Origin of the sequence: Sinomonas terrae, assembly GCF_022539255.1 — a bacterium.
GTDB lineage: Bacteria > Actinomycetota > Actinomycetes > Actinomycetales > Micrococcaceae > Sinomonas > Sinomonas terrae.
Map to the genome: position 1 here is coordinate 996,872 of NZ_JAKZBV010000001.1, position 24,349 is coordinate 1,021,220.

The following is a 24,349-nucleotide window of genomic DNA, read 5'->3' on the forward strand; positions in this document are numbered from 1 at the left end:
AGCAATGAAAGAGAAGGATCCTCAATGGCTCCCAAGAAGAAGGTCACCGGCCTCATCAAGCTGCAGATCCAGGCAGGCGCCGCCAACCCGGCTCCGCCGATCGGTCCGGCGCTTGGTCAGCACGGTGTCAACATCATGGAATTCTGCAAGGCGTACAACGCCGCGACGGAGTCCCAGCGTGGCAACGTCATCCCCGTGGAGATCACGGTCTACGAAGACCGCTCCTTCACCTTCATCACGAAGACGCCGCCTGCTGCCGAGCTCATCAAGAAGGCTGCGGGCGTCCCCAAGGGTTCCGCGACCCCGCACACCGTGAAGGTTGCGAAGCTCACCGACGCTCAGGTCGAGGAGATCGCCAAGACGAAGCTCGAGGACCTCAACGCGAACGACGTCGAGGCCGCGAAGAAGATCATCGCGGGTACGGCCCGTTCGATGGGTATCACCGTCGAGGGCTGAGGCGTGAGCGGAGGGTAGGAGCGGAGGCCAACACGCCTTTCGGCACCTGCCCGCAGCGAACCCCGCAAGGCCCTCGAAAGTGAACTACAGCGAGGGCTGATTGCCGTCACGGCACACAACTGAAGACAAAAGACGCACGGTGATTTCCGCCGTCGTCCGTGGCAGGGCCGAGCGCGGCCCATGTGGACCACAACTGCACAAGGAGACACAGAGCAGCATGGCAAAGCGCAGCAAAGCATACGAGGCAGCGTCGGCGAAGATCGAGACTGGCAAGGTCTACGCGCCGGCCGAGGGTATCGCCCTCGCCAAGGAGATCAACCCGTCCAAGACGGACTCGACCGTGGAGGTCGCGTTCCGCCTCGGCGTTGACCCCCGTAAGGCGGACCAGATGGTCCGCGGCACGGTCAACCTCCCGCACGGCACCGGCAAGACCGCCCGCGTGGTCGTCTTCGCGACGGGCGACAAGGCAGCGGCCGCCGAGGCTGCCGGCGCCGACGTCGTCGGTTCGGACGACCTGATCGAGCGCATCCAGGGCGGTTGGACGGACTTCGACGCCGCCGTGGCGACGCCGGAGCTCATGGGCAAGGTCGGCCGTCTCGGCAAGATCCTCGGCCCCCGCAACCTCATGCCGAACCCGAAGACCGGCACGGTCACCCCGGACGTCGCCAAGGCAGTCACGGACATCAAGGGTGGCAAGATCGACTTCCGCGTCGACAAGCACTCGAACCTGCACTTCATCATCGGCCGGACCTCGTTCGAGGCCCGCCAGCTGGCCGAGAACTACGCGGCCGCCCTCGAGGAGGTGCTTCGCCTCAAGCCGTCCGCTTCGAAGGGCCGCTACATCCAGAAGGCCACCGTGGCCACGACGTTCGGCCCCGGCGTTCCGGTGGACCCGAACGCAACCCGCGTGGTTCTCGAGGGCTGAGGAACGCACGGAGCCTGAACTTCAGCACGAATAACGCCCCTTTCCGCGACCCGCGGGGAGGGGCGTTGTGCTTTTGTGGCACCGTTTGTGAAACTTGCCCCATGAGCTCCCAGTACCGGGTGCAGCGACTGCGTCTGCCGGCCTCGATCTACGACGCGGATGCTGCTGAGTTCCGGGAGTTCTCGGACCTCACGGACGCGATCGAGCGGCAGATCTGGGGGAATGACGATCGCTGCTCGCCCGCCGCGTTCCGCCTGGGCGTCTGGCGGGACACTAGCTACGAATTGACCTCGCTCTTCTTCGTGCGCGATGGCGAGCGAATGGTAGGTCGCGGGTGGTGCCAGATGTCCCTCAAAGAGGACCGGGACCGCGCGATGGTCCGCGCCGAGGTGCTTGACGACTTCACGGGCCGGGGGATCGGGCGGCTCCTCCTCGATGCTGCGACAGAGGAGGCCGCCCGCTACAGCAGGACCATCCTCAACTCCTTCACCGAGCACCCGGTGGGCTTCGACGAGGAGGCCCCGGACGCCGTCGTCCCTTCCACGGGCTACGGCGCGCTGCCCGCGGACTCCCGGGCTGTTGCCTTCGCGAGCGCAGCGGGCTTCGAGCTGAGCCAGGTGGAGCGCTACAGCGAGCTGATCCTCAGCGAGTACGACGGCGGGCGGCGGGCGCTGGAGGAGGCAGCGACGGCTGCGGCGGCGGACTACGAGGTCCTCGTGTGGGAAGGCATACCGGTCGAGTACCAGGCGGAGATGGCTGTGCTCCTCGGAAGGATGTCGACCGATGTCCCGTACGGCGTGGATCGCTACGAGTCGGCGGAGTGGGACGCGGACCGGGTGGCGTCGCTCGAGGCCCAGCTCTCGGACGCGAACACGCTCCCGCTGTACGCGGTCGCGCGGCACCGGGCTAGCGGCCAGCTCGTCGCCTACACCTCGCTCTGGATCAGGTCAGGCAAGGAGGACGTTGCGGATCAGGACGACACGCTCGTCGCGCCCGAGCACCGCGGCCACCTGCTCGGGACGCTCATCAAGCTCGCGAATCTGAACGCCTACCGGGACCGGTTCCCGACGGCGCGCAAGGTCGTCACGTTCAACGCGGAGGAGAATCGGCCCATGCTCGCCATCAACGAGGCGCTCGGCTTCCGTCCGGTGGGCTACGACGGCGAGTGGTACAGGAGGCTCGGATGACGACGGATCCGCGTTCCGCGGAGGCCGTCGAGCCGGCGCCGGAAGCGGAGGAAATCCGGGAAGTCCGCCCGAGCCTGCCGTTTCCGCCGACGTCGGCGGTCCGTACCGAGGCGCGCGCCGTGCAGATGGCGGGGCTCGCCGTCGTCGTGAGCTTTGTCGCCGCGTTCATCGCGTTCGCCGGACGGCGCCCGTCCCTTTCGGGGGACCACGGCGTGGGAGACGTCGCGGGTCTCGTGGGCGGCGCCGTCGCCGTGATAGTGCTGCCGCTGGCCTATCGGCACACTTTTGACCATCCGCAGCACCATTGGCTCGTCGAACGGCCCGCGTGGCGCCGCTATCTCGGGGTGCTGGCCCTTGCCGTGGTCCATGGGGCGATCGCGTTCATGGCCGCGTGGGCGGGGTTCCGCATCTTCCAGCAGGCCTTCGGCGACCTCACGTTCGATCCCTTCGCCGGCGCGATCGAGGCCGCGGTCGTGGGCGGGCTCTCCGCCTACGCGACGTACCAGTCCGGCGCGCGGATGAACAGCTATCTGCTCTCGAACCTCCTCGCGACGTACCTGGCCGCAGGAGTGCTCACCTCGATGGTGACGACGAAGAACCCCAACTGGTGGGAGATCAACTTCAGCGCGCTCGGCGCGGCCAACAGCGGGGTGGCCTGGACGTTCAACGTCACGCTCGTGACGGGCGGGATTGTGATCACGATGCTCGCGGAGTACGTCACGCGCGACATCCAGGCACTTGCGGCCTTCCGGGCCGACAGGTTCGCGAGCCTGAGCGCCGACCACGGCCTCGCCCGGCGGGGGCGCCGGCCGGGGCGCACGACCGACGTCCGCACCCGCCCGGTCTTTGCGTGCCTCGTGCTCATGGGGCTCATGCTCACCGGAACCGGGCTCGTGCCGGTCGACGTGTACATGCCTGGCCACAACATCTTCGCGACGTCGATGTCGGGCACCTTCGTCGTCCTCGTCGTCGGCCTGCCGTGGTGGCTTCCCGGCGTGAGCCGAACGTTCCAGGTCACGGGCTTCGTCATGCTCGGGGGAGCTGTGCTCGCCGTCGTCCTCTGGTACCCGCTGGGCTACTACAACATGACGGCGATGGAGATGTTCGTCGCGGGCGTAGTGCTCGGCTGGCTCGTCCTCCTCATCCGGAATCTGGCCGCCGCGGTCGAGGACGCCCGACGCACCGCCCTGAGTGAGCTTCTCGGAAGCTGACCCAACGACGCGCCCCCAAGTCGGCATCGCCTGTATTAGTTTTCGCTGATCGGTCCTTGGACCCTTCCGGTTCCGTCCAGCCCTTCCTAGGCTGACCCCCATGGCAGCCGGACCGCTTCGCCCAGGCACAGATGGCCCAGCTTCCGACGCGATGCTCGCCGTCGGAAGGTTCTTCAACCGTTGGGAAGAGACCGACGACGGCCGCGCGGTGTTCCGTGAGGGAGGCCGCGCGGGCGACGTCTTCTACCGCGATCGATGGAGTCACGACAAGGTCGTCCGCTCCACTCACGGCGTCAACTGCACGGGCTCGTGCTCGTGGAAGGTCTACGTCAAGGACGGGATCATCACGTGGGAGTCCCAGCAGACCGACTACCCGTCCGTTGGGCCTGACAGGCCGGAGTACGAACCACGGGGCTGCCCGCGCGGAGCGGCGTTCTCCTGGTACACCTACTCGCCGACTCGGGTGCGCTACCCCTACGTACGGGGGGTGCTGCTTGAGATGTACCGCGAGGCGAAGGCGCGCCTCAAGGACCCGGTTCTGGCGTGGGCCGACATCGTCGGGGACCCGGAGCGGCGACGGCGCTACCAGAGGGCGCGCGGCAAGGGCGGCCTTGTCCGCGCCAATTGGACGGAGGCCGTCGAGATTGCCGCGGCGGCCCACGTCCACACCATCAAGACGTACGGGCCCGACCGCTGCACAGGGTTCTCGCCGATTCCTGCCATGTCGATCGTGAGCCACTGCATCGGCACCCGGTTCATCCATCTCATCGGCGGCGTCATGACGAGCTTCTACGACTGGTACGCCGATCTGCCCGTAGCCAGCCCGCAGGTCTTCGGGGACCAGACGGACGTGCCCGAATCGGGCGACTGGTGGGATTCCACCTACCTCGTCATGTGGGGCTCCAACGTCCCCGTGACCCGGACCCCGGACGCGCACTGGATGACGGAGGTCCGCTACCGGGGCACCAAGGTGGTCGCGGTCAGCCCCGACTACGCGGACAACACCAAGTTCGCCGATGAATGGGTCGCAGCGCAGGCCGGCACCGATGCCGCGCTCGCGATGGCCATGGGCCATGTGATGCTCAAGGAGTTCTACGCCGAGCGGCGGGTGCCCTTCTTCACGGACTTCGTCAAGCAGTACACCGACCTGCCGTTCCTCGTCACCCTCGTCCCCTCGCCGGACGGGGCGGGACTGGTGCCCGGGAAGTTCCTCATGGCCGCGGACCTGCCCGAGCACGCGTCCGCGGAGGACGCTGCCTGGAAGACCGTGCTCCTCGACTCGGCGAGTGGCCAGCCTGTCGTACCGAACGGGTCGATCGGCTTCCGCTACAGCGCGAGCGGCGAGGGACGCTGGAATCTCGACCTCGAGGGCGTCGAGCCCGTCCTGTCCGCGGCCGACGACGTCGGCGGCAGCGCGTCGTCGGACGTCGCCGAAGTCCTCCTCCCGTGCTTCGAGGCGCCGGACGGCTCGGGGTCCGTGCTGCGGCGCGGCGTGCCGGTGCGCACGGTCGCCGGGCAGCGGGTCACCACGGTCTTCGACCTGCTCATGGCCCAGTACGGCGTTGCCCGTCCCGGCCTCCCGGGGGAGTGGCCCTCCGGGTACGACGACGCCGCGTCGCCCTACACTCCCGCCTGGCAGGAGGGCATCAGCTCGGTGCCCGCCGAACAGTGCATCCGGATCGCGCGGGAGTTCGCGCGGAACGCGGAGCAGTCCGGCGGGCGGTCGATGGTGATCATGGGCGCCGGCATCTGCCAGTGGTTCCACGGCGACGTCACCTACCGAGCCGTCCTCGCGCTCCTCATGCTCACGGGCTGCATGGGCCGGAATGGCGGCGGCTGGGCGCACTACGTCGGTCAGGAGAAGACACGCCCGCTCAACGGCTGGTCCTCGCTCGCGAACGCCCTCGACTGGAGCAGGCCCCCGCGAACGGTCCCGGGAACCTCGTACTGGTACATGCACACGGGCCAGTGGCGCAACGACGGCTACTCGGCCTCGGACCTCGCCTCGCCGCTCGCCGACGGCAGACTCGAGGGCCTGCACACCGCCGACGCGATCGCCAAGTCGGAGCGCCTCGGCTGGATGCCGTTCTACCCCCAGTTCGATCGGAGCCCGCTCGACCTCGCGGACGAGGCCCGGACGGCAGTCGAGGCTGGGACAGCCAACTCCGAGTCGGACTACATCGTCGGCAGGCTCCGGGACGGGAGCCTTCACTCGTCCATCGAGGACGTGGACGCGCCGGAGAACTGGCCGCGAACGCTCGTACTGTGGCGCTCGAACCTGCTCGGCTCCTCTGCCAAGGGCGACGAGTACTTCCTCAAGAACCTCCTGGGCACGCTGCACGGCGTGCAGGGCAACGCGGCCGAATCGCAGATGCCGAGACCCCGCGAGATCGTGTGGCGGGATGAGATGCTCGAGGGCAAGCTCGACCTCCTCGTCTCCGCCGACTTCCGCATGACTTCCACGACCCTGCTCTCCGACGTCGTGTTCCCCGCGGCCACCTGGTACGAGAAGCACGACCTCTCCTCCACGGACATGCATCCCTACGTGCATGCGTTCAGCCCCGCGATCGACCCGCCCTGGGAGACCAAGACCGATTTCGAGACCTTCCATCTCCTCGCGGAGGAGCTCTCCCGCCTAGCGCGGACCCACCTCGGTGTGCGCCGCGACATCGTGGCGGTACCCATGCAGCACGACACGCCGTCGCAGCTCGCACAGCCCGGCGGCGTCGTCCGCGACTGGCGCAACGGCGAAGTGGAGCCGATCCCCGGCGTGACCATGCCGGGATTCACGGTCGTCGAGCGGGACTACACCGCGGTCGCGGAGAAGCTGGCGGCCATCGGCCCGCTCGCCTGGGAGAAGGGCTTCACCACGAAGCACGTCACGTTCGAGCTCTCGGGCACGCTGCAGAAGCTCGCGGAATCGAACGGCGTCATGTCCCACGGTGCCGCGTCGGGCCTCCCGGCGATCGACACGGACGCGAAGCTTGCGGAGGCAATCCTCGCGTTCTCCGGAACGACCAACGGCGAGCTCGCGGTCCAGGGCTTCCACCAGCTCGAGCGCCGCACGGGCCGGAGGCTGGGCGATCTGGCAGAGGGCTCGGAGGAGAAGCGGATTCGCTTCGCCGACACCCAGGCCGCCCCCGTCCCGGTCATCACTTCCCCCGAATGGTCCGGCTCCGAGACCGGCGGTCGTCGCTATGCGCCCTTCACGATCAACGTCGAACGGCTCAAGCCCTGGCACACCCTCACGGGCCGCATGCACTTCTTCCTGGACCACGACTGGATGCGCGATCTGGGCGAGGCCCTTCCGCTCTACCGCCCGCCGCTCGACATGCACAGGCTCTTCGGCGAGCCGCGGCTCGGGACGAACGGCATGGAGGTCACGGTCCGCTACCTCACCCCGCACAGCAAGTGGTCCATCCACTCCGAGTACCAGGACAACCTGTTCATGCTCTCGCTCTCCCGCGGCGGCCCCACGTGCTGGATGAGCGCCGAGGACGCCGCCGCGATCGGGGTGCAGGACAACGAGTGGATCGAATGCGTCAACGCCAACGGCGTGTTCGTGGGCCGGGCAATCATCAGCCACCGCATGCCTCCCGGCGTCGTGTTCGTCTACCACGTTCAGGAGCGCACGATCGATGTGCCCAAGTCAGAGACGACGGGGCGCCGCGGCGGCATCCACAACTCGCCGACCCGGCTCCTGGTCAAGCCGACCCACCTCATCGGCGGATACGCGCACCTCGCGTACGCCTTCAACTACCTCGGCCCGACAGGAAACCAGCGGGACATGGTCAGCACCATTCGGAAGCGGAGCCAGGAGGTGCAGTACTGATGAGCAGCCTTTCGCTCACCGGAACCCCGGCTTGTATGGCGATCCCAGCAAAGGGAGGGCATCAATGAGAGTCATGGCCCAGGTCGGCATGGTGATGAACCTCGACAAGTGCATCGGGTGCCACACGTGCTCGGTGACGTGCAAACAGGCGTGGACCAACCGGGCCGGCACTGAATACGTCTGGTTCAACAATGTGGAGACTCGGCCGGGGCAGGGCTATCCGCGCCGGTACGAGGATCAGGAACGCTGGCGCGGAGGCTGGGAGCTGACCAAGCGCGGCCGCCTGCGCCTCAAGGGCGGCGGCCGGGTCAAGAAGCTCCTCGGGATCTTCGCGAGCCCCGTCCAGCCGGAGCTCGAGGATTACTACGAGCCGTGGACCTACGACTACAAGAACCTCATCGACGCGCCCCTCGGGGACGACTTCCCGGTCGCCCGGCCGAAGTCACTCATCACTGGCGAGGACACGAAGGTCACGTGGAGCGCGAACTGGGACGACAGCCTCGGCGGTGGGCCTCAGGCGGCTGAGCTGGACCCGATCGTCGAGAAGCTCCGGGCCGAGCATCGCAGCGAGGCGGAGCAGAAAATCCGCTTCGAGTACGACCAGACGTTCATGTTCCACCTTCCCCGGATCTGCGAGCACTGCCTCAACCCGTCCTGCATGGCCTCGTGTCCCTCGGGCGCGATCTACAAACGCTCCGAGGACGGGATCGTGCTAGTCGACCAGGACCGGTGCCGCGGCTGGCGCCAGTGCATCACGGGATGCCCGTACAAGAAGATGTACTTCAACCACAAGAGCGGCAAGGCAGAGAAGTGCACGTTCTGCTATCCGCGGGTCGAGATCGGTCTGCCCACCGTGTGCTCGGAGACGTGCGTGGGGCGGCTGCGGTACCTAGGGATCTTCCTGTACGACGTCGACGCCGTCACCGAGGCAGCCTCGACCCCGGACCCCAAGGATCTCTACAGGGCCCAGCTCGACCTTATGCTCGACCCCCACGATCCGGCCGTCGTCGCCGCCGCACGAAGGGATGGCATCCCTGAGGACTGGCTCGAGGCAGCGCGTCGTTCGCCCGTGTACAAGCTCGCCAAGGTGTATCAGGTCGCCCTCCCGCTGCACCCCGAATACCGCACCATGCCGATGGTCTGGTACGTGCCGCCGCTCTCGCCGATCGTCGACCTCCTGAGCAGTCAGGGGCATGACGCCGAGGACGCCGGAACCCTGTTCGGCGCGATCGATGCGCTCCGCATCCCGACCGACTACCTCGCCGAGCTGTTCACGGCGGGCGACACCGGCATCGTGGAGGGCGTGCTGCGCCGGCTCGCCGCAATGCGTTCGTACATGCGCGGGATCTCCCTCGGGACGGGCTCTGACGAGTCGATCGCCGAGGCCGTCGGGATGGACGGCCAGTCGGTGCGCGAGATGTACCGGCTCATGGCGATCGCCAAGTACAACGAGCGCTACGTCATCCCGAAGGCCCACGTGGAACAGGCCCACAACCTCGAGGAGATGGGATGCTCCCTCGACTTCGAGGACGGCCCCGGCATGTACCCGTCCGATTCCTTCGGGGAGGCGAGCGGCAAGCCGATGCCCGTTGCCGTCGAGACGTACTACGCGCTCCGGCAGCGCCAGACCACCGACGAGATGGTCCAGCCCGGCTCCCTCCACGGCCGCGTGAATCTGCTCAACTGGGACGGCAAGGGCGTGCCCCCGGGAATGTTCCCGGCCAAGGAGGAGAAGGCCGATGGCGCGGCGGGCTGACGACCTCCGCGAGCGGGTGGTGTATGCGGCAGCGGCGGTGCTGCTCGACTACCCCGACGAGCGGGTTCGGGACCGCCTGCCCTCCGTCCGGGCGGCCCTCGCCGAACATCCGGGCCCGCTGCCGCGGCTCCTCGAGACCACCGCGGCACAGCTCATGGCCGACGACGGCGAGACCTCCTGCGCGCGGTACGTCGAGACGTTCGACCTCTCCCGCCGTCACGCCTTGCACCTCTCCTACTGGACCGACGGCGACACCCGCCGCCGAGGGCAGACTCTCGCGACGTTCAAGCAGCGCTACCGCGACTGCGGCTGGGTCGTGAACCTCGGGGGAGAGCTGCCGGACTTCCTCCCGCTCGTGCTGGAGTTCACCTCGAGAGTGGACCCCGCCGTCGGACGCTCTCTGCTCCTCGAGTACCGGGCAAGCCTAGAGCTCCTGCGCCTCGAGCTCGCCGCGGACTCCTCGATCTACTCCCCGGTGCTCGAGGCCGTCTGCGGCTCGCTGCCCGGTCCGTCCCCGACGAGCCGTGCCGAGGCGATGGCGCTCGCTGGCCCCCCGCGCGAGCAGGTCGGTCTGGAGGCGTTCGACCCGAAGCTGCTGCCGCTCTCCGAAATCTCCCCGCCCCACCCCGCTCCAGTGAAGGGAACGCGCTGATGGACGTTCTGCTCTGGGGCGTGGCCCCGTACCTCATGGTCCTGATCCTCGTGGGCGGCAGCATCTGGCGCTACCGCTACGACAAGTTCGGCTGGACAACGCGGTCGTCCCAGCTCTACGAGTCGCGGCTGCTGCGCATCGCTTCGCCGCTGTTCCACTTCGGACTCGTGTTCGTCATCGCAGGGCATTTCGTGGGCCTCGTCATTCCGAAGTCCTGGACACAGGCCATCGGCATGAGCGAGACCCTGTACCACGCCCTCGCGCTCTCAGTCGGCCTCATCGCCGGGATCTGCACACTCGTCGGCATCGTGCTGCTGATCTACCGCCGGCGCCGTACCGGCCCCGTGTTCATGGCGACCACGCGCAACGACAAGGCGATGTACATCTTCCTCGTCGGTGCGATCGCACTCGGTGTCCTCACCACTCTCGTGAGCGTCACCCAGCCCACCTCCACCGCGTTCGACTACCGCGAGTCCGTGAGCCCCTGGTTCCGCTCCCTGTTCGTCTTCCAGCCCAACATCGCCGCGATGTCGGCCGCCCCTGACGAGTTCAAGTGGCACACGCTCGTGGGCATGGCCCTCTTTGCCCTGTGGCCGTTCACGCGGCTCGTTCACGCGCTCACCGCGCCGTTCCACTACCTCTTCCGGCCCTACATCGTCTACCGCTCCCGGGATGCCGGCCCAACCCCCGGGGCGCGCCCGTCGCGGCGTGGATGGGAGCGCATCGGAACGAGCGACAGGGACCGCTGACCCGCCGTCGTCGTCTGTGAGGAGGAACCGTGAGCGCCGAATCTGAGCGAATCCGCCCGCAGGCGCTGCAGGGCGCCGCGTGGAACCTGACCCTCGCGACCGTCGCGTCGGTCATCGGCTTCTGGGGCTGGACCGTCATCGCGCCTCTGGGCACTCGCTACGCGCAGGAGATGGGCCTCAACCCGGGGCAGACCGGCGCCCTCGTCGCCATGCCGGTGCTGGTCGGGGCCATCGGGCGGGTGCCGGTAGGGGTGCTCACGGATCGCTTCGGCGGGAGGCGCATCCTCGCCGTCGTGCTCGTCGCCACGGCACCGCTCGTGGTGCTCGTTGCCCTGGCCGGGAGCCTGCACTCGTTCCCGCTCATGATCCTCTTCGGTTTCTTCCTCGGTGTGGCGGGAACGGTGTTCACGGCGGGTATCCCGTTCTCTTCCGCGTGGTACCCCGCAGAACGCCGCGGGTTCGCGACGGGCGTGTTCGGCATGGGCATGGGCGGCACGGCGCTCTCGGCCTTCCTCACACCGCGCCTCGTCCAATGGATCGGATACTGGCCCACCCACGTGCTCATCGCAGCGCTCCTGCTCGCGACGGCCGCGCTCGTGCTCTTCGGCATGAGGGAATCGCCCGCGTGGACCCCTGTTCGCTCAGGCGTCTTCGGCAAGCTCGTCCAGGCGGCGAGACTTCCGGTGACGTGGGAACTGTGCTTCCTCTACGCTGTCGTGTTCGGCGGCTTCGTCTCTTTCAGCACGTACCTTCCCACGTATCTTCGCGACATCTACAGCTTCGACCTCACGGCCGCCGGCACTCGGACCGCGGGCTTCGCCCTCGCCGCCGTCATCGCGCGGCCTATCGGCGGGATCATCGCCGACCGCATCGGGCCGCGGACCGTGGTGGCGGTCTCCCTCGTCGGGGTGGCCGTGCTCGCCTTCGTGGTCAACCTTCAGCCCGCGCCTGAGATCCCGACCGGCCTGACCTTCGTCGCCATGGCGGCTGCGCTCGGGCTCGGCACCGGCGGCGTGTTCGGGTGGGTCGGCCAGCAGGCACCGCCGGGCATGGTCGGAGCCGTCACCGGCGTTGTCAGTGCGGCCGGCGGACTCGGGGGATACGTCCCCCCGCTCATCATGGGCGCGACGTACAACGCGGCGGAGCACAGCTATGCCATAGGCCTTCTGCTGCTCGTGGCGACTGCTCTTGTGGCCCTCGTCCTCGCCCTCGTCATGGGGCGCACACGACGGCGGGCGAAGGGGCGAGCGGCGCCGAACGCCGTCTGACGTTGGTAGGCTAGGCCGCCCAGTTTTAGGCCAGGGCGCCCAATTTGTCCCACAGGTGCCGCATCCCGTACGCTTGAAGGACCAAAGACCGCCGGTCGCTGATTGTCGTGTGCATCTGCCCGCGCAACCAGCCTAAGGTCCCCGGAACAGGGGCGGCCTGCGCAGGTGAACGAGCGAAAGCTACGGCCGGGTTTTCCCGGTCGGCCCTCCACGCCCCGTGCATCTGCGCGGGGCGTCTGTTGTTCCGGGACCGAGTATCGGCCTAGTTTCCCCGGAAGGAGGGTTATGGCAACGCCTGCCAAGGTGGCAGCTGTCGAGGAGATCACGAAGGATTTCCAGGAGTCGGCAGCCGCAGTCCTGACCGAATACCGTGGGCTCTCTGTCGCCCAGCTCAAGAAGCTGCGTCGTGCGCTCGGCCAGGACAGCAAGTTCTCGGTCGTGAAGAACTCCCTGACCGCCATCGCTGCGAAGGAGGCCGGCGTCGACGCGTTCGACGGCCAGCTTGCCGGACCGACCGCGATCGCGTTCATCAAGGGTGACGCCGTTGCGGCCGCCAAGAGCCTGACCGACTTTGCCAAGGAGAACAAGCAGCTGGTCATCAAGACCGGCTACTTCGAGGGCAAGTCGCTCGATGCGAACGAGGTGGCCGCTCTGGCCGCCCTGGAGTCCCGCGAACTGCAGCTCGCACGGGTCGCCGGCGTCCTCAAGGCGCCCATGTCCGCCGTCGCGCGCGTCGTCGATGCCCTGCGCATCAAGCTCGAGGAAGAGGGCGGCGCTCCGGCCGCTGCTTCCGAGGCTCCGGCCGCCGAGGCCCCTGCCGAAGCCGCTGCTGAGGAGGCCCCTGAGGCCGCCGAGGCAGCTGTCGAGAGCTGATCTCAACTACCCACACACTCGGCGCGCCGAGGGACTGTCCCGGCCGCGCCACAGAATGAAAGGACGCCAACTATGGCGAAGCTCACCCAGGACGAGCTGATCGAGGCCTTCAAGGAGCTCACCATCATCGAGCTCTCCGAGTTCGTGAAGAAGTTCGAGGAGGTCTTCGAGGTCACCGCTGCTGCCGTGGCCGTTGCCGGCCCCGCCGGTGGCGGTGCCGAGGCTGCTGCTGAGGAGGAGAAGGATTCCTTCGACGTCATCCTCGAGGCTGCTGGCGACAAGAAGATCGCGGTCATCAAGGAGGTCCGCAGCCTCACGTCGCTCGGCCTCAAGGAGGCCAAGGACCTCGTCGACGGCGCTCCCAAGGCCGTCCTCGAGGGCGCCAACAAGGAGACGGCGGAGAAGGCCAAGGAGGTCCTCGAGGCCGCTGGCGCTACCGTCACCCTCAAGTAAGCTCTCACGCTTGCCCGAAGGGCCCCCGGTTCCCATGTGGAACCGGGGGCCCTTCTCGTCTTTGGCATCGGATCAGAGCGGCTCGCTGATGTCCGCGACCGTCGCGTCCAAGGACCCGAAGAGCTGTGCCGCGTCCACGAAGGCGCTGCGCCCATGCTCTCCGGCCCCGAGGGAGATCCGCCCCGAGATGCTCTCGTCCGCGAACACCGGCCACGCCGTCGTCGATCCGACGGGCGTGATCGTGCCGCGCTCGTAGCCCGTCGCGTCGAAGGCGACGTCGGCGGGCGGCATCGAGAGCCGGTTGACGCCCAGGAGCCGGCGCAGCTTGGGCCACGAGATCTGCCGATCGCCCGGAATGAGGGCGAAGAGGAAGCTCCCGTCCGGGTGCCGGACGACGAGAGTCTTCACGATCTCCCGCGGCTCGATCCCGAGGTTCGACGCCGCCTCCTCGAGGCTCTTCGCCCGCCCGCGGTCGGCGAGCTCGACGCGCAGGCCGCGCGCCGCGGCGTCGTCCACAAAGCGCTCGTGGCCGCCCACAGCTGACTCAGTCCCCGTAGAGAAGAAGCGCTTCGCCCTGCCCGCCGCCGCCGCACAGGGAGACCGCGGACCGGCCCTCGCCACGTCGTGCGAGTTCGAGGGCGGCGTGCCCGGCGAGCCGGGCTCCGGAGGCGCCGATGGGGTGCCCCAGCGCTATCGCCCCGCCGTGGATGTTCGTCTTCTCGAGCGGGTACTTGAGCTCTTTGAGCGACTGCACGGCCACGGATCCGAACGCCTCGTTGATTTCGATGAAGTCGAGGTCCTCGGTGGTCCAGCCTGCGCGCGAGAGGGCGTTCGCGATCGCGTTGGCCGGCTGGGAGTGCAGCGAGTTGTCGGGCCCGGCCACCTGCCCCGGCTTGCCGACGACGGCGAGCCACCGGAGCCCGTGCTCTTCCGCGTAGGCGCGGCTCGTGACGACGAGGGCCGCGGCGCCGTCGGAGAGCGGTGACGAGTTGCCGGCCGTGATCGTGCCGTCGGAGGCAAAGGCCGGCTTGAGGGGCGAGAGCGTCTCGAGGGTCGTGCCGGGGCGGATGCCTTCGTCGGCGGTGAGCCTGACCGGCGCTCCCTTGCGCTGCTTGACCGTCAGGGGCGCGATCTCGTCGTCGAACACGCCCGATTCCTGCGCGGCCGCGGCGCGCTGGTGGGACGCCGCGGCGACCTCGTCCTGCGACTTGCGGTCGATGCCGAGCGTGAGGTTCCGGCTTTCCGTCGAGAGCCCCATCGACTGCCCGTCGAAGGCATCCGTCAGCCCGTCGTGGGCGGCGACGTCGAGCGCCGAGACGGTGCCGTACATCCAGCCCTGCCGGGAGCCGGGCAGCACGTGCGGGGCCCGGCTCATCGACTCCTGGCCGCCGGCGACGACGACGGTCGCGTCGTCCGCGCGGATCATGCGGGCCGCGTCGATCACCGCGGTGAGTCCCGAAAGGCACACCTTATTGATGGTCACGCACGGGACGTTCCAGCCGATGCCAGCCGCGATCGCGCTCTGGCGCGCGGGATTCTGGCCGGCCCCGGCCTGGAGGACCTGGCCCATGATGACTGCGTCGACTGCCTCGGGGCCGACACCGCTCTTGGCGAGCGCCGCCGTGATGGCGTGCGCGCCGAGGTCGACGGCGGTGAGCCCCACAAGCTGCCCATTGAGCCTGCCGAACGGGGTGCGGGCTGCGGAAAGGATGACCACTTCGTCGGTGCCGCTGCTCATGGCATCTCCTGTCACGTCGTCGTGCCTGCTCCGGGAGTCGGAGCGCGCGTGGCCGTGGGCCACGCTGGATTCAGCGCAGGCCGCGCCCGGTTCAGGGCGGGCCATGCTGACTTCAGGCTACCGCCGATGAAGCGGCGGTGCGGAGGGCGGGGCCGGGTGTACAGTGTGTGCGGCAGGATCCTCGCGGAGACCCCTCAGGAGCCCAAAGAAGGGCACTTGACCCCGCTCGAGATGTGCGCTAGACACGCGCGCTCATAACGGCTATGATAGATCTTTGCGTTCTCCCTTTCTGACCTCCAGCCTTCATATAGCGGTGGGCTCGTGGGCGGCCGTCCATCCAACAGAAGAGTTGCTGGGCAGCTGCACGGTTGGGGGAGGGTGCGGACAATCCTGAAGGTCTGTGGAAGGATCCCTCTTGGTCGCCTCGAGCACCTCTGACAACCAAACCGCTAACACGGACGGCGCACGCAACCGGCTCTCATTCGCGAAAATCCACGAGCCCCTCGACGTCCCCAACCTCCTGGCCCTCCAGACCGAGTCCTTCGACTGGCTCGTCGGGAACGAGCGCTGGCAGGCTCGCGTGGCGAAGGCCGCGGAAGAAGGCGACGCGAGCGTCGCGACGACGTCCGGCCTCTCCGACATCTTCGAGGAAATCTCCCCGATCGAAGACTTCCAGGGCACCATGTCCCTGAGCTTCTCCGACCCTGAGTTCGCGGACCCGAAGTACACGATGGAGGAGTGCAAGGAGCGCGACGCCACCTACTCGGCCCCGCTGTACGTCAAGGCCGAGTTCATGAACAACAACACGGGCGAGATCAAGCAGCAGACCGTGTTCATGGGCGACTTCCCGCTCATGACCGACAAGGGCACGTTCGTCGTGAACGGCACCGAGCGCGTCGTCGTCTCGCAGCTCGTCCGTTCTCCCGGCGCCTACTTCGAGCGCGCCGCGGACAAGACGAGCGACAAGGACATCTTCACCGCGAAGATCATCCCGTCGCGGGGTGCCTGGTTCGAGCTCGAGATCGACAAGCGCGATCAGGTCGGCGTCCGCCTCGACCGCAAGCGCAAGCAGTCCGTGACCGTCCTGCTCAAGGCGCTCGGCTGGTCCGAGGGCCAGATCCTCGAGGAATTCGGCGAATACGACTCGATGCGTGCAACGCTCGAGAAGGACACGACGGAGACCAAGGAAGACGCGCTCCTCGACATCTACCGCAAGCTCCGTCCGGGCGAGCCGCCCACGGTCGAGGCTGCCCAGTCGCTGCTCGACAACCTCTACTTCAACCCGAAGCGCTACGACCTCGCGAAGGTCGGCCGGTACAAGATCAACCGGAAGCTCGGCGTCGACCGCCCGCTCTCCGACCGCGAAGCTTCCGTCCTCCACATCGAGGACATCGTCGCGATGATCAAGTTCCTGGTCGCCCTCCACGCCGGCCAGAAGACCATCCCGGGCGTCCGCGATGGCCAGCCGGTTGAGGTGCGCGTCGAGGTCGACGACATCGATCACTTCGGCAACCGCCGCATCCGCGCCGTCGGCGAGCTCATCGAGAACCAGGTCCGCACGGGCCTCTCCCGCATGGAGCGCGTGGTGCGCGAGCGCATGACGACGCAGGACGTCGAGGCGATCACGCCGCAGACCCTCATCAACATCCGCCCGGTCGTGGCTGCGATCAAGGAGTTCTTCGGAACGTCCCAGCTCTCGCAGTTCATGGACCAGAACAACCCGCTCTCGGGCCTCACCCACAAGCGCCGCCTCTCGGCGCTCGGTCCGGGCGGTCTCTCGCGCGACCGTGCCGGCATGGAGGTCCGTGACGTCCACCCGTCGCACTACGGCCGCATGTGCCCGATCGAGACCCCTGAAGGTCCGAACATCGGCCTCATCGGTTCGCTGGCCTCGTACGGCCGCATCAACCCGTTCGGCTTCATCGAGACCCCGTACCGCAAGGTGACCAACGGCGTCGTCTCGGACGAGGTCGAGTACCTCACGGCCGACGACGAGGCCGAGGTCCAGATCGCCCAGGCGAACTCGCCCCTGAACGAGGACGGCAGCTTCGCCGAGGACATGGTCCTCGTCCGTCAGCGTGGTGGCGGCGGCGAGCCCGTCCTGATCCCGGCCGACGAGGTCGAGTTCATGGACGTCTCCCCGCGCCAGATGGTGTCGGTCGCGACGGCCCTCATCCCGTTCCTCGAGCACGACGACGCGAACCGAGCCCTCATGGGCGCGAACATGCAGCGTCAGGCCGTCCCGCTCGTCCGTTCCGAGGCGCCGTTCGTCGGCACCGGCATGGAGCGCTCGGCGGCGGTTGACGCGGGCGACGTCGTCGTGGCGGCGAAGGCGGGCGTCGTCTCCGAGGTCTCGGCGGACCTCGTCGTCGTCCTCAACGACGACGGCACGGAGACGAACTACCGCATCGGCAAGTTCGACCGCTCGAACCAGGGCAACTGCTACAACCACCGGGTGCTCGTGAACGAGGGCGAGCGCCTTGAGCGCGGCGGCATCATCGCCGACGGCCCGGCGACGGACCAGGGCGAGCTCGCGCTCGGCCGCAACCTCCTCGTCGCGTTCATGTCGTGGGAGGGCCACAACTTCGAGGACGCGATCATCCTCTCGCAGCGACTCGTGGCCGAGGACGTTCTCTCCTCGATCCACATCGAGGAGCACGAGATCGATGCCCGCGACACGAAGCTCGGTGCCGAGGAGATCACCCGTGACATCCCGAATGTCTCCGAGGAGGTCCTCGCGCAGCTCGACGAGCGCGGCATCATCCACATCGGCGCCGAGGTCGAGGCCGGCGACATCCTCGTCGGCAAGGTCACGCCTAAGGGCGAGACCGAGCTGACGCCCGAGGAGCGCCTGCTCCGTGCGATCTTCGGCGAGAAGTCCCGCGAGGTCCGCGACACGTCCCTCAAGGTCCCGCACGGCGAGTCCGGCACGGTCATCGGGGTGCGCGTCTTCGACCGCGACAACGACGACGAGCTGCCCCCGGGCGTGAACCAGCTGGTCCGCGTCTACGTGGCCGCCAAGCGCAAGATCACCGACGGTGACAAGCTCGCCGGCCGTCACGGCAACAAGGGCGTCATCTCCAAGATCCTGCCCGTGGAGGACATGCCGTTCCTCGCCGACGGAACCCCCGTCGACGTCGTTCTCAACCCGCTCGGCGTGCCGGGCCGTATGAACGTCGGCCAGGTCCTCGAGACGCACCTCGGCTGGGTCGCGAAGACCGGCTGGAAGATCGAGGGCGAGCCGGAGTGGGTCCAGAACCTGCCGAAGCTCCCCCGGGAGACCGGCCCGAACCAGAAGCTCGCGACGCCCGTGTTCGACGGCGCGCGCGAGGAGGAGATCTCCGGTCTGCTCGACTCGACGAACGTCACGCGTGACGGCGACCGGCTCATCGACTCCTCGGGCAAGGCCCGGCTGTTCGACGGCCGCTCCGGCGAGCCGTTCCCGGACCCGATCTCCGTGGGCTACATGTACATCCTGAAGCTCCACCACCTCGTCGACGACAAGATCCACGCTCGGTCGACCGGCCCGTACTCGATGATCACCCAGCAGCCGCTCGGTGGTAAGGCGCAGTTCGGCGGCCAGCGCTTCGGCGAGATGGAGGTGTGGGCGCTCGAGGCCTATGGCGCGGCGTACACGCTCCAGGAGCTCCTCACCATCAAGTCCGACGACATCCACGGACGTGTGAAGGTCTACGAGGCAATCGTCAAGGGCGAGAACATCCCCGAGCCGGGCGTCCCCGAGTCCTTCAAGGTCCTCATCAAGGAAATGCAGTCCCTGTGCCTGAACGTGGAGGTCCTCTCCGCCGACGGCCAGACGATCGAGATGCGCGACTCCGACGACGCGGTGTTCACCGCCGCGGAGGAACTGGGCATCGACCTCTCCCGCGACGAGCCCAGCTCGGTCGAAGAGGTCTAGTCCTTCAGGCATCGGCGTTACGAACGACTTAGAGAACGAGAGAACAGGGACCATATTGTCCAGCGAATCCTCCTTCGGCCTCATGCAGATCGGCCTCGCCACCGCGGATGACATCCGCAACTGGTCGCACGGCGAGGTCAAGAAGCCGGAAACCATCAACTACCGCACCCTCAAGCCCGAGAAGGACGGACTCTTCTGCGAGAAGATCTTCGGCCCGTCCCGTGACTGGGAGTGCTACTGCGGCAAGTACAAGCGCGTGCGCTTCAAGGGCATCATCTGCGAGCGGTGTGGCGTCGAGGTCACCCGGGCCAAGGTCCGCCGCGAGCGCATGGGGCACATCGAGCTTGCCGCTCCCGTGACCCACATCTGGTACTTCAAGGGCGTCCCGTCGCGTCTGGGCTACCTGCTCGACCTCGCCCCGAAGGACCTCGAGAAGGTCATCTACTTCGCCGCGTACATGATCACGAGCGTCGACGAAGAGCGTCGCCACGACCAGCTGCCGAACCTCCAGGCCGAGCACGACCTCGAGAAGAAGCAGCTCGTCGACGCACGCGACTCGGACATCGCCGCCGTCGCCCGCGACCTTGAGGAGGACCTTGCTCGCCTCGAGGCCGAGGGTGCGAAGGCTGCCGACAAGAAGAAGGCCCGCGACTCCGCCGACAAGACGATGGCGACCATCCGCAAGCGCGCGGACGCCGACATCGAGCGTCTCGAGGCCGTGTGGGACCGCTTCAAGAACCTCAAGGTCGCAGACCTCGAGGGCGACGAGGCGCTCTACCGCGAGCTCCGCGACCGCTACGGCATGTACTTCGAGGGCTCGATGGGCGCCGAGGCGATCCAGAAGCGCCTCGAGTCCTTCGATCTCGAGGCTGAGGCCGACCTGCTTCGCGAGATCATCCAGAACGGCAAGGGCCAGCGCAAGACCCGCGCGCTCAAGCGCCTCAAGGTCGTCAGCGCGTTCCTCACGACGGACAACAAGCCGCAGGGCATGGTCCTCGACGCCGTCCCGGTGATCCCGCCGGAGCTGCGCCCGATGGTCCAGCTCGACGGTGGCCGCTTCGCGACCTCCGACCTGAACGACCTGTACCGTCGCGTGATCAACCGCAACAACCGCCTCAAGCGGCTCCTTGACCTCGGCGCGCCCGAGATCATCGTGAACAACGAGAAGCGCATGCTTCAGGAAGCCGTCGACTCGCTCTTCGACAACGGCCGTCGTGGCCGCCCGGTCACGGGCCCCGGCAACCGTCCGCTGAAGTCGCTCTCCGACATGCTCAAGGGCAAGCAGGGCCGGTTCCGCCAGAACCTGCTCGGCAAGCGCGTCGACTACTCGGGCCGTTCGGTCATCGTCGTCGGCCCGCAGCTCAAGCTGCACCAGTGCGGTCTGCCGAAGCAGATGGCGCTCGAGCTCTTCAAGCCCTTCGTCATGAAGCGGCTCGTGGACCTCAACCACGCGCAGAACATCAAGAGCGCCAAGCGGATGGTCGAGCGCTACCGGCCGCAGGTCTGGGACGTGCTCGAGGAGATCATCACGGAGCACCCGGTGCTGCTCAACCGCGCACCTACCCTCCACCGCCTCGGCATCCAGGCGTTCGAGCCGCAGCTCGTCGAGGGCAAGGCCATCCAGCTCCACCCGCTCGTGTGTGCGGCGTTCAACGCCGACTTCGACGGCGACCAGATGGCTGTGCACCTGCCGCTGAGCCCGGAGGCCCAGGCCGAGGCCCGCATCCTGATGCTGTCCTCGAACAACATCCTGAAGCCGTCGGACGGCCGTCCGGTGACCCTGCCGTCGCAGGACATGATCATCGGCCTCTACCACCTCACCACCAAGCGTGAGGCGGCAGCTGGCGAGGGCCGCGTGTTCTCCTCGGTGTCCGAGGCCGTCATGGCGTACGACAACCGCGAGCTTCACCTCAACGCACAGGTGAAGATCCGGCTCGAGGGCTTTGTGCCTTCGGCCGAGCGCTCGGCCCCTGAGGGCTGGGAGCCCGGCGAGCCGGCGCTCGTCGAGACGTCGCTCGGCCAGGTGATCTTCAACGACACGCTTCCTGCGGACTACCCGTGGGTCGAGTCGGTGGCGGACAAGGGCCAGCTCTCGAAGATCGTCAACGACCTTGCGGAGCGCTACCCGAAGGTCGTCGTCGCGGCGACCCTCGACAACCTCAAGGATGCGGGCTTCTACTGGGCGACCCGTTCGGGCGTCACAGTGGCCATTTCGGACATCGCGGTGCCCGAGGCCAAGCCGGCCATCCTGGCGGGTTACGAGGATCGTGCAGCGAAGATCCAGAGTCAGTACGACAAGGGTCTGATCGACGACGAGGAGCGCCGCTCCGAGCTCATCGAGATCTGGGACAAGGCGACCACCGAGATCGCGGCCGTCATGCGCGAGTCCATGCCGAAGATGAACACCATCAACCGAATGGTCTCCTCCGGTGCTCGTGGTAACTGGATGCAGGTCCGCCAGATCGCCGGTATCCGTGGCCTCGTGGCCAACCCGAAGGGCGAGATCATCCCGCGCCCGATCAAGTCCTCGTACCGTGAGGGCCTGTCGGTGCTCGAGTACTTCATCGCCACGCACGGTGCGCGAAAGGGCCTCGCCGATACGGCTCTCCGTACGGCCAACTCGGGCTACCTCACGCGTCGTCTCGTCGATGTGTCGCAGGACGTCATCGTGCGCGAGGAGGACTGTGGCACCGAGCGCGGCCTCATGGTCCCGATCGCGATCCCGGATCACAACGGCGAGCTCGTCCGTGACGAGAACGTCGAGAACACGGTGTACACGCGTACGCTCGCAGTCGACGTCGTCGACTCCGAGGGCAACGTGCTCGCCGAGGGCGGCGCGGATCTGGGCGATGTGCTCATCAACCGCCTCGTCGAGGCGGGCATCACCGAGCTCCGCGTCCGTTCGGTCCTGACCTGCGAGTCGGCTGTCGGCACCTGCGCGAAGTGCTACGGCCGTTCGCTCGCGAGCGGCAAGCTCGTCGACATCGGCGAGGCGGTCGGCATCATCGCCGCCCAGTCGATCGGTGAGCCCGGCACGCAGCTGACCATGCGTACCTTCCACACCGGTGGCGCCGTCTCGGCGTCCGGCAGCGAGGACATCACGCAGGGCCTTCCCCGTATCCAGGAGCTCTTCGAGGCGCGTACCCCGAAGGGTGTCGCCCCGATCTCCGAGGCGGCGGGCCGTGTCTCGATCGAGGACACGGAGAAGCAGCTGCGCATCGTCCTCACCCCGGACGACGGCACCGAGGAGATCGCCTACCCGGTCTCCCGCCGTGCGCGTCTGCTCGTCGAGGAAGGCCAGCACGTCGAGGTCGGGCAGAAGCTCGTCAACGGCCCGGTCGACCCGAAGCAGGTCCTGCGTATCCAGGGCCCGCGCGAGGCGCAGAAGTTCCTTGTCGACGAGGTCCAGGGCGTTTACCGCTCGCAGGGCATCGGCATCCACGACAAGCACGTGGAGGTCATCGTCCGGCAGATGCTGCGCCGCGTCACGGTCATCGAGTCCGGTGACACGGATCTGCTTCCGGGCGAGCTCGCCGAGTCGCGTCGCTACCGTGACGAGAACCGCCGCGTTGTGTCCGAGGGCAAGAAGCCGGCCTCGGGCCGTCCCGAGCTCATGGGCATCACCAAGGCGTCGCTCGCCACGGAGTCCTGGCTCTCGGCGGCGTCCTTCCAAGAGACGACCCGCGTCCTCACGCAGGCGGCAATGGAAGCGAAGAGCGATCCGCTGCTCGGCCTCAAGGAGAACGTCATCATCGGTAAGCTCATCCCGGCCGGCACCGGCCTGCCTCGGTACACCGAGGTCGCGGTCGAGCCGACCGAGGAGGCCAAGGCGACGCTCTTCACCGGTCCGAGCGCGTTCAGCGACTTCGCCTACGATCCGCTGAACGGCGATGGCGTCCAGGAGTTCCACGCGATTCCGCTCGACGACTACGACCTCGGCGGCGGCGACTACCGCTGACGTCAAGGTCCCGAGTCGCTGCCCCAGTAGGGCAGCGGACGACGGCGTAGCGAACCACGCGCGGTCGGCATCCCTTCGGGGGCGCCGGCCGCGCGGTCGTCTCTCGTCGCCCGCGCGACCGCTTCCCGTCGCCCGCGCGGCCGCTTCCCGATTGGCCGCACCGTCGTCTCCCTCTCCCGTCGCCCCCGCGGACGCTTCACGTCGCGCCGTCACGTCTGCAGGGTGAAGACCCTGCAGACGTGACGGCGCAACCCTCGTTTAGGGAGCTGCCTTCGGCTCGTGCTAAGATTTCTACGATTGTTTCTGTGTGGCAGAGGATGATGGCCGCCGTGTTGACGCGCGGAGGAAGCCTGTTTCCGGGTTGCGGGGTTGATGCGCAACAAATGCCACACTTTCGCACGCCTACGGTCGAACACACCGCAGCGAGTGTGGAATCGACCGTCAAATGCTCTTGAGGCAGGCCCGGCATCCCGGGCAAGCCTGTCCGGGCGAAGTTCAACGAAGTACGGAGAACACGAAAGTGCCTACTATTCAGCAGTTGGTCCGCAAGGGCCGCACGCCGAAGGTCTCCAAGACCAAGGCTCCTGCCCTCAAGGGCAGCCCGATGCGCCGTGGCGTGTGCACCCGTGTGTACACGACCACCCCGAAGAAGCCGAACTCGGCCCTCCGCAAGGTGGCCCGTGTCCGCCTCAACGGTGGCGTTGAGGTCACGGCGTACATCCCCGGCGTCGGCCACAACCTGCAGGAGCACTCGATCGTGCTCGTCCGCGGCGGCCGCGTGAAGGACCTCCCGGGTGTGCGCTACAAGATCGTCCGCGGTGCGCTCGATACGCAGGGCGTCAAGAACCGTCAGCAGGCCCGCAGCCGCTACGGCGCGAAGAAGGAGAAGAAGTAATGCCTCGCAAGGGTCCTGCCCCGAAGCGCCCGCTCGTCGTCGACCCGGTCTACGGCTCGCCGCTCGTCACTCAGCTCATCAACAAGGTGCTCGTCGACGGCAAGAAGTCCACGGCTGAGCGCATTGTCTACGGTGCCCTCGAGGGCGCCCGCCAGAAGACCGGCGGCGATCCGGTTGCGACGCTCAAGAAGGCGATGGACAACGTCCGTCCGACCCTCGAGGTCAAGTCCCGCCGCGTCGGTGGCGCGACCTACCAGGTTCCTGTCGAGGTCAAGCCGGGCCGCGCTACGGCGCTCGCCCTTCGCTGGCTCGTCGGCTACTCGAAGGCCCGCCGTGAGAAGACCATGACCGAGCGCCTCCAGAACGAGCTTCTGGACGCCTCGAACGGTCTCGGTGCCGCGGTCAAGCGCCGCGAGGACACGCACAAGATGGCCGAGTCGAACAAGGCCTTCGCGCACTACCGCTGGTAAGAGCCTGATT

At 67.6% G+C, this 24,349-nt stretch carries 17 protein-coding genes; 15 read left to right on the top strand and 2 right to left on the bottom strand.

Going from position 1 to position 24,349, the window contains the following annotated elements:
* Positions 1–24 precede the first annotated feature (24 nt).
* From rplK to rplL, 11 genes are all read left to right on the top strand, one after another.
* The gene (rplK, locus tag L0M17_RS04640; protein ID WP_043119418.1) at positions 25–456 is read left to right on the top strand and encodes a 50S ribosomal protein L11; all 432 of its coding nucleotides are present in this window, start codon (positions 25–27) and stop codon (positions 454–456) included.
* 217 nt (positions 457–673) lie between these two features.
* Entirely contained in the window at positions 674–1,381 is a 708-nt protein-coding gene (gene rplA, locus L0M17_RS04645; RefSeq protein WP_241051950.1) for a 50S ribosomal protein L1, read from the top strand.
* Positions 1,382–1,482: 101 nt separating this feature from the next.
* The gene (locus tag L0M17_RS04650) at positions 1,483–2,568 is read left to right on the top strand and encodes a GNAT family protein (protein WP_241051951.1); all 1,086 of its coding nucleotides are present in this window, start codon (positions 1,483–1,485) and stop codon (positions 2,566–2,568) included.
* Complete coding sequence (locus tag L0M17_RS04655; RefSeq protein WP_241051953.1) at positions 2,565–3,779, top strand: hypothetical protein; 1,215 nt, start codon at positions 2,565–2,567, stop codon at positions 3,777–3,779. Before L0M17_RS04650 ends, L0M17_RS04655 begins: the two co-directional genes overlap by 4 nt.
* A gap of 100 nt (positions 3,780–3,879) precedes the next feature.
* Positions 3,880–7,611 (top strand): nitrate reductase subunit alpha, encoded by a 3,732-nt coding sequence (locus tag L0M17_RS04660; protein WP_241051962.1) that lies wholly within the window; start codon positions 3,880–3,882, stop codon positions 7,609–7,611.
* A gap of 64 nt (positions 7,612–7,675) precedes the next feature.
* Entirely contained in the window at positions 7,676–9,367 is a 1,692-nt protein-coding gene (gene narH / locus L0M17_RS04665) for a nitrate reductase subunit beta (protein WP_241051963.1), read from the top strand.
* The gene (gene narJ, locus L0M17_RS04670) at positions 9,351–10,019 is read left to right on the top strand and encodes a nitrate reductase molybdenum cofactor assembly chaperone (RefSeq protein ID WP_241051965.1); all 669 of its coding nucleotides are present in this window, start codon (positions 9,351–9,353) and stop codon (positions 10,017–10,019) included. The genes narH and narJ overlap by 17 nt, the downstream gene beginning before the upstream one ends.
* On the top strand, positions 10,019–10,768 hold the full coding sequence (gene narI, locus L0M17_RS04675) for a respiratory nitrate reductase subunit gamma (RefSeq protein WP_241051973.1): 750 nt from the start codon (positions 10,019–10,021) through the stop codon (positions 10,766–10,768). The genes narJ and narI overlap by 1 nt, the downstream gene beginning before the upstream one ends.
* Positions 10,769–10,797: 29 nt before the next feature.
* A complete protein-coding gene (locus L0M17_RS04680) occupies positions 10,798–12,036 on the top strand; it encodes an MFS transporter (protein WP_308196808.1) in 1,239 nt (412 codons plus the stop codon).
* A gap of 285 nt (positions 12,037–12,321) precedes the next feature.
* Positions 12,322–12,909, top strand: a complete 588-nt coding sequence (gene rplJ / locus L0M17_RS04685; RefSeq protein WP_241051975.1) for a 50S ribosomal protein L10 — start codon at positions 12,322–12,324, stop codon at positions 12,907–12,909.
* Positions 12,910–12,981: 72 nt separating this feature from the next.
* Complete coding sequence (rplL, locus tag L0M17_RS04690; protein ID WP_043119411.1) at positions 12,982–13,362, top strand: 50S ribosomal protein L7/L12; 381 nt, start codon at positions 12,982–12,984, stop codon at positions 13,360–13,362.
* A 72-nt stretch (positions 13,363–13,434) separates the two neighbouring features.
* Here the strand turns inward: rplL and L0M17_RS04695 are convergent, their stop codons facing one another.
* Both L0M17_RS04695 and L0M17_RS04700 read right to left on the bottom strand, forming a co-directional pair.
* Positions 13,435–13,899, bottom strand: a complete 465-nt coding sequence (locus tag L0M17_RS04695; protein WP_241051977.1) for an aminoacyl-tRNA deacylase — start codon at positions 13,897–13,899, stop codon at positions 13,435–13,437.
* A gap of 7 nt (positions 13,900–13,906) precedes the next feature.
* Positions 13,907–15,100, bottom strand: a complete 1,194-nt coding sequence (locus L0M17_RS04700) for an acetyl-CoA C-acetyltransferase (RefSeq protein WP_241051980.1) — start codon at positions 15,098–15,100, stop codon at positions 13,907–13,909.
* A gap of 415 nt (positions 15,101–15,515) precedes the next feature.
* Here L0M17_RS04700 and rpoB point away from each other — a divergent pair, with 415 nt between their 5' ends.
* The 4 genes from rpoB (at position 15,516) to rpsG (ending at position 24,339) form a co-directional block, all read left to right on the top strand.
* Complete coding sequence (gene rpoB, locus L0M17_RS04705; RefSeq protein WP_241051983.1) at positions 15,516–19,016, top strand: DNA-directed RNA polymerase subunit beta; 3,501 nt, start codon at positions 15,516–15,518, stop codon at positions 19,014–19,016.
* Positions 19,017–19,071: 55 nt separating this feature from the next.
* Positions 19,072–22,974, top strand: a complete 3,903-nt coding sequence (locus L0M17_RS04710; RefSeq protein ID WP_241051986.1) for a DNA-directed RNA polymerase subunit beta' — start codon at positions 19,072–19,074, stop codon at positions 22,972–22,974.
* A 520-nt stretch (positions 22,975–23,494) separates the two neighbouring features.
* Positions 23,495–23,869 (top strand): 30S ribosomal protein S12, encoded by a 375-nt coding sequence (gene rpsL, locus L0M17_RS04715; RefSeq protein ID WP_043119407.1) that lies wholly within the window; start codon positions 23,495–23,497, stop codon positions 23,867–23,869.
* Positions 23,869–24,339, top strand: coding sequence for a 30S ribosomal protein S7 (gene rpsG, locus L0M17_RS04720; RefSeq protein WP_043119406.1), 471 nt, complete (start codon positions 23,869–23,871; stop codon positions 24,337–24,339). The genes rpsL and rpsG overlap by 1 nt, the downstream gene beginning before the upstream one ends.
* Positions 24,340–24,349 lie beyond the last annotated feature (10 nt).

Coding starts and splice junctions, on each gene's coding strand:
- L0M17_RS04660 (WP_241051962.1), top strand. CDS start 3,880: ATGGCAGCCGGACCGCTTCGCCCAGGCACAGATGGCCCAGCTTCCGAC.
- rplL (WP_043119411.1), top strand. CDS start 12,982: ATGGCGAAGCTCACCCAGGACGAGCTGATCGAGGCCTTCAAGGAGCTC.
- rpsG (WP_043119406.1), top strand. CDS start 23,869: ATGCCTCGCAAGGGTCCTGCCCCGAAGCGCCCGCTCGTCGTCGACCCG.
- narH (WP_241051963.1), top strand. CDS start 7,676: ATGAGAGTCATGGCCCAGGTCGGCATGGTGATGAACCTCGACAAGTGC.
- rplK (WP_043119418.1), top strand. CDS start 25: ATGGCTCCCAAGAAGAAGGTCACCGGCCTCATCAAGCTGCAGATCCAG.
- L0M17_RS04655 (WP_241051953.1), top strand. CDS start 2,565: ATGACGACGGATCCGCGTTCCGCGGAGGCCGTCGAGCCGGCGCCGGAA.
- narI (WP_241051973.1), top strand. CDS start 10,019: ATGGACGTTCTGCTCTGGGGCGTGGCCCCGTACCTCATGGTCCTGATC.
- rplA (WP_241051950.1), top strand. CDS start 674: ATGGCAAAGCGCAGCAAAGCATACGAGGCAGCGTCGGCGAAGATCGAG.
- narJ (WP_241051965.1), top strand. CDS start 9,351: ATGGCGCGGCGGGCTGACGACCTCCGCGAGCGGGTGGTGTATGCGGCA.
- L0M17_RS04700 (WP_241051980.1), bottom strand. CDS start 15,100: ATGAGCAGCGGCACCGACGAAGTGGTCATCCTTTCCGCAGCCCGCACC.
- rplJ (WP_241051975.1), top strand. CDS start 12,322: ATGGCAACGCCTGCCAAGGTGGCAGCTGTCGAGGAGATCACGAAGGAT.
- L0M17_RS04650 (WP_241051951.1), top strand. CDS start 1,483: ATGAGCTCCCAGTACCGGGTGCAGCGACTGCGTCTGCCGGCCTCGATC.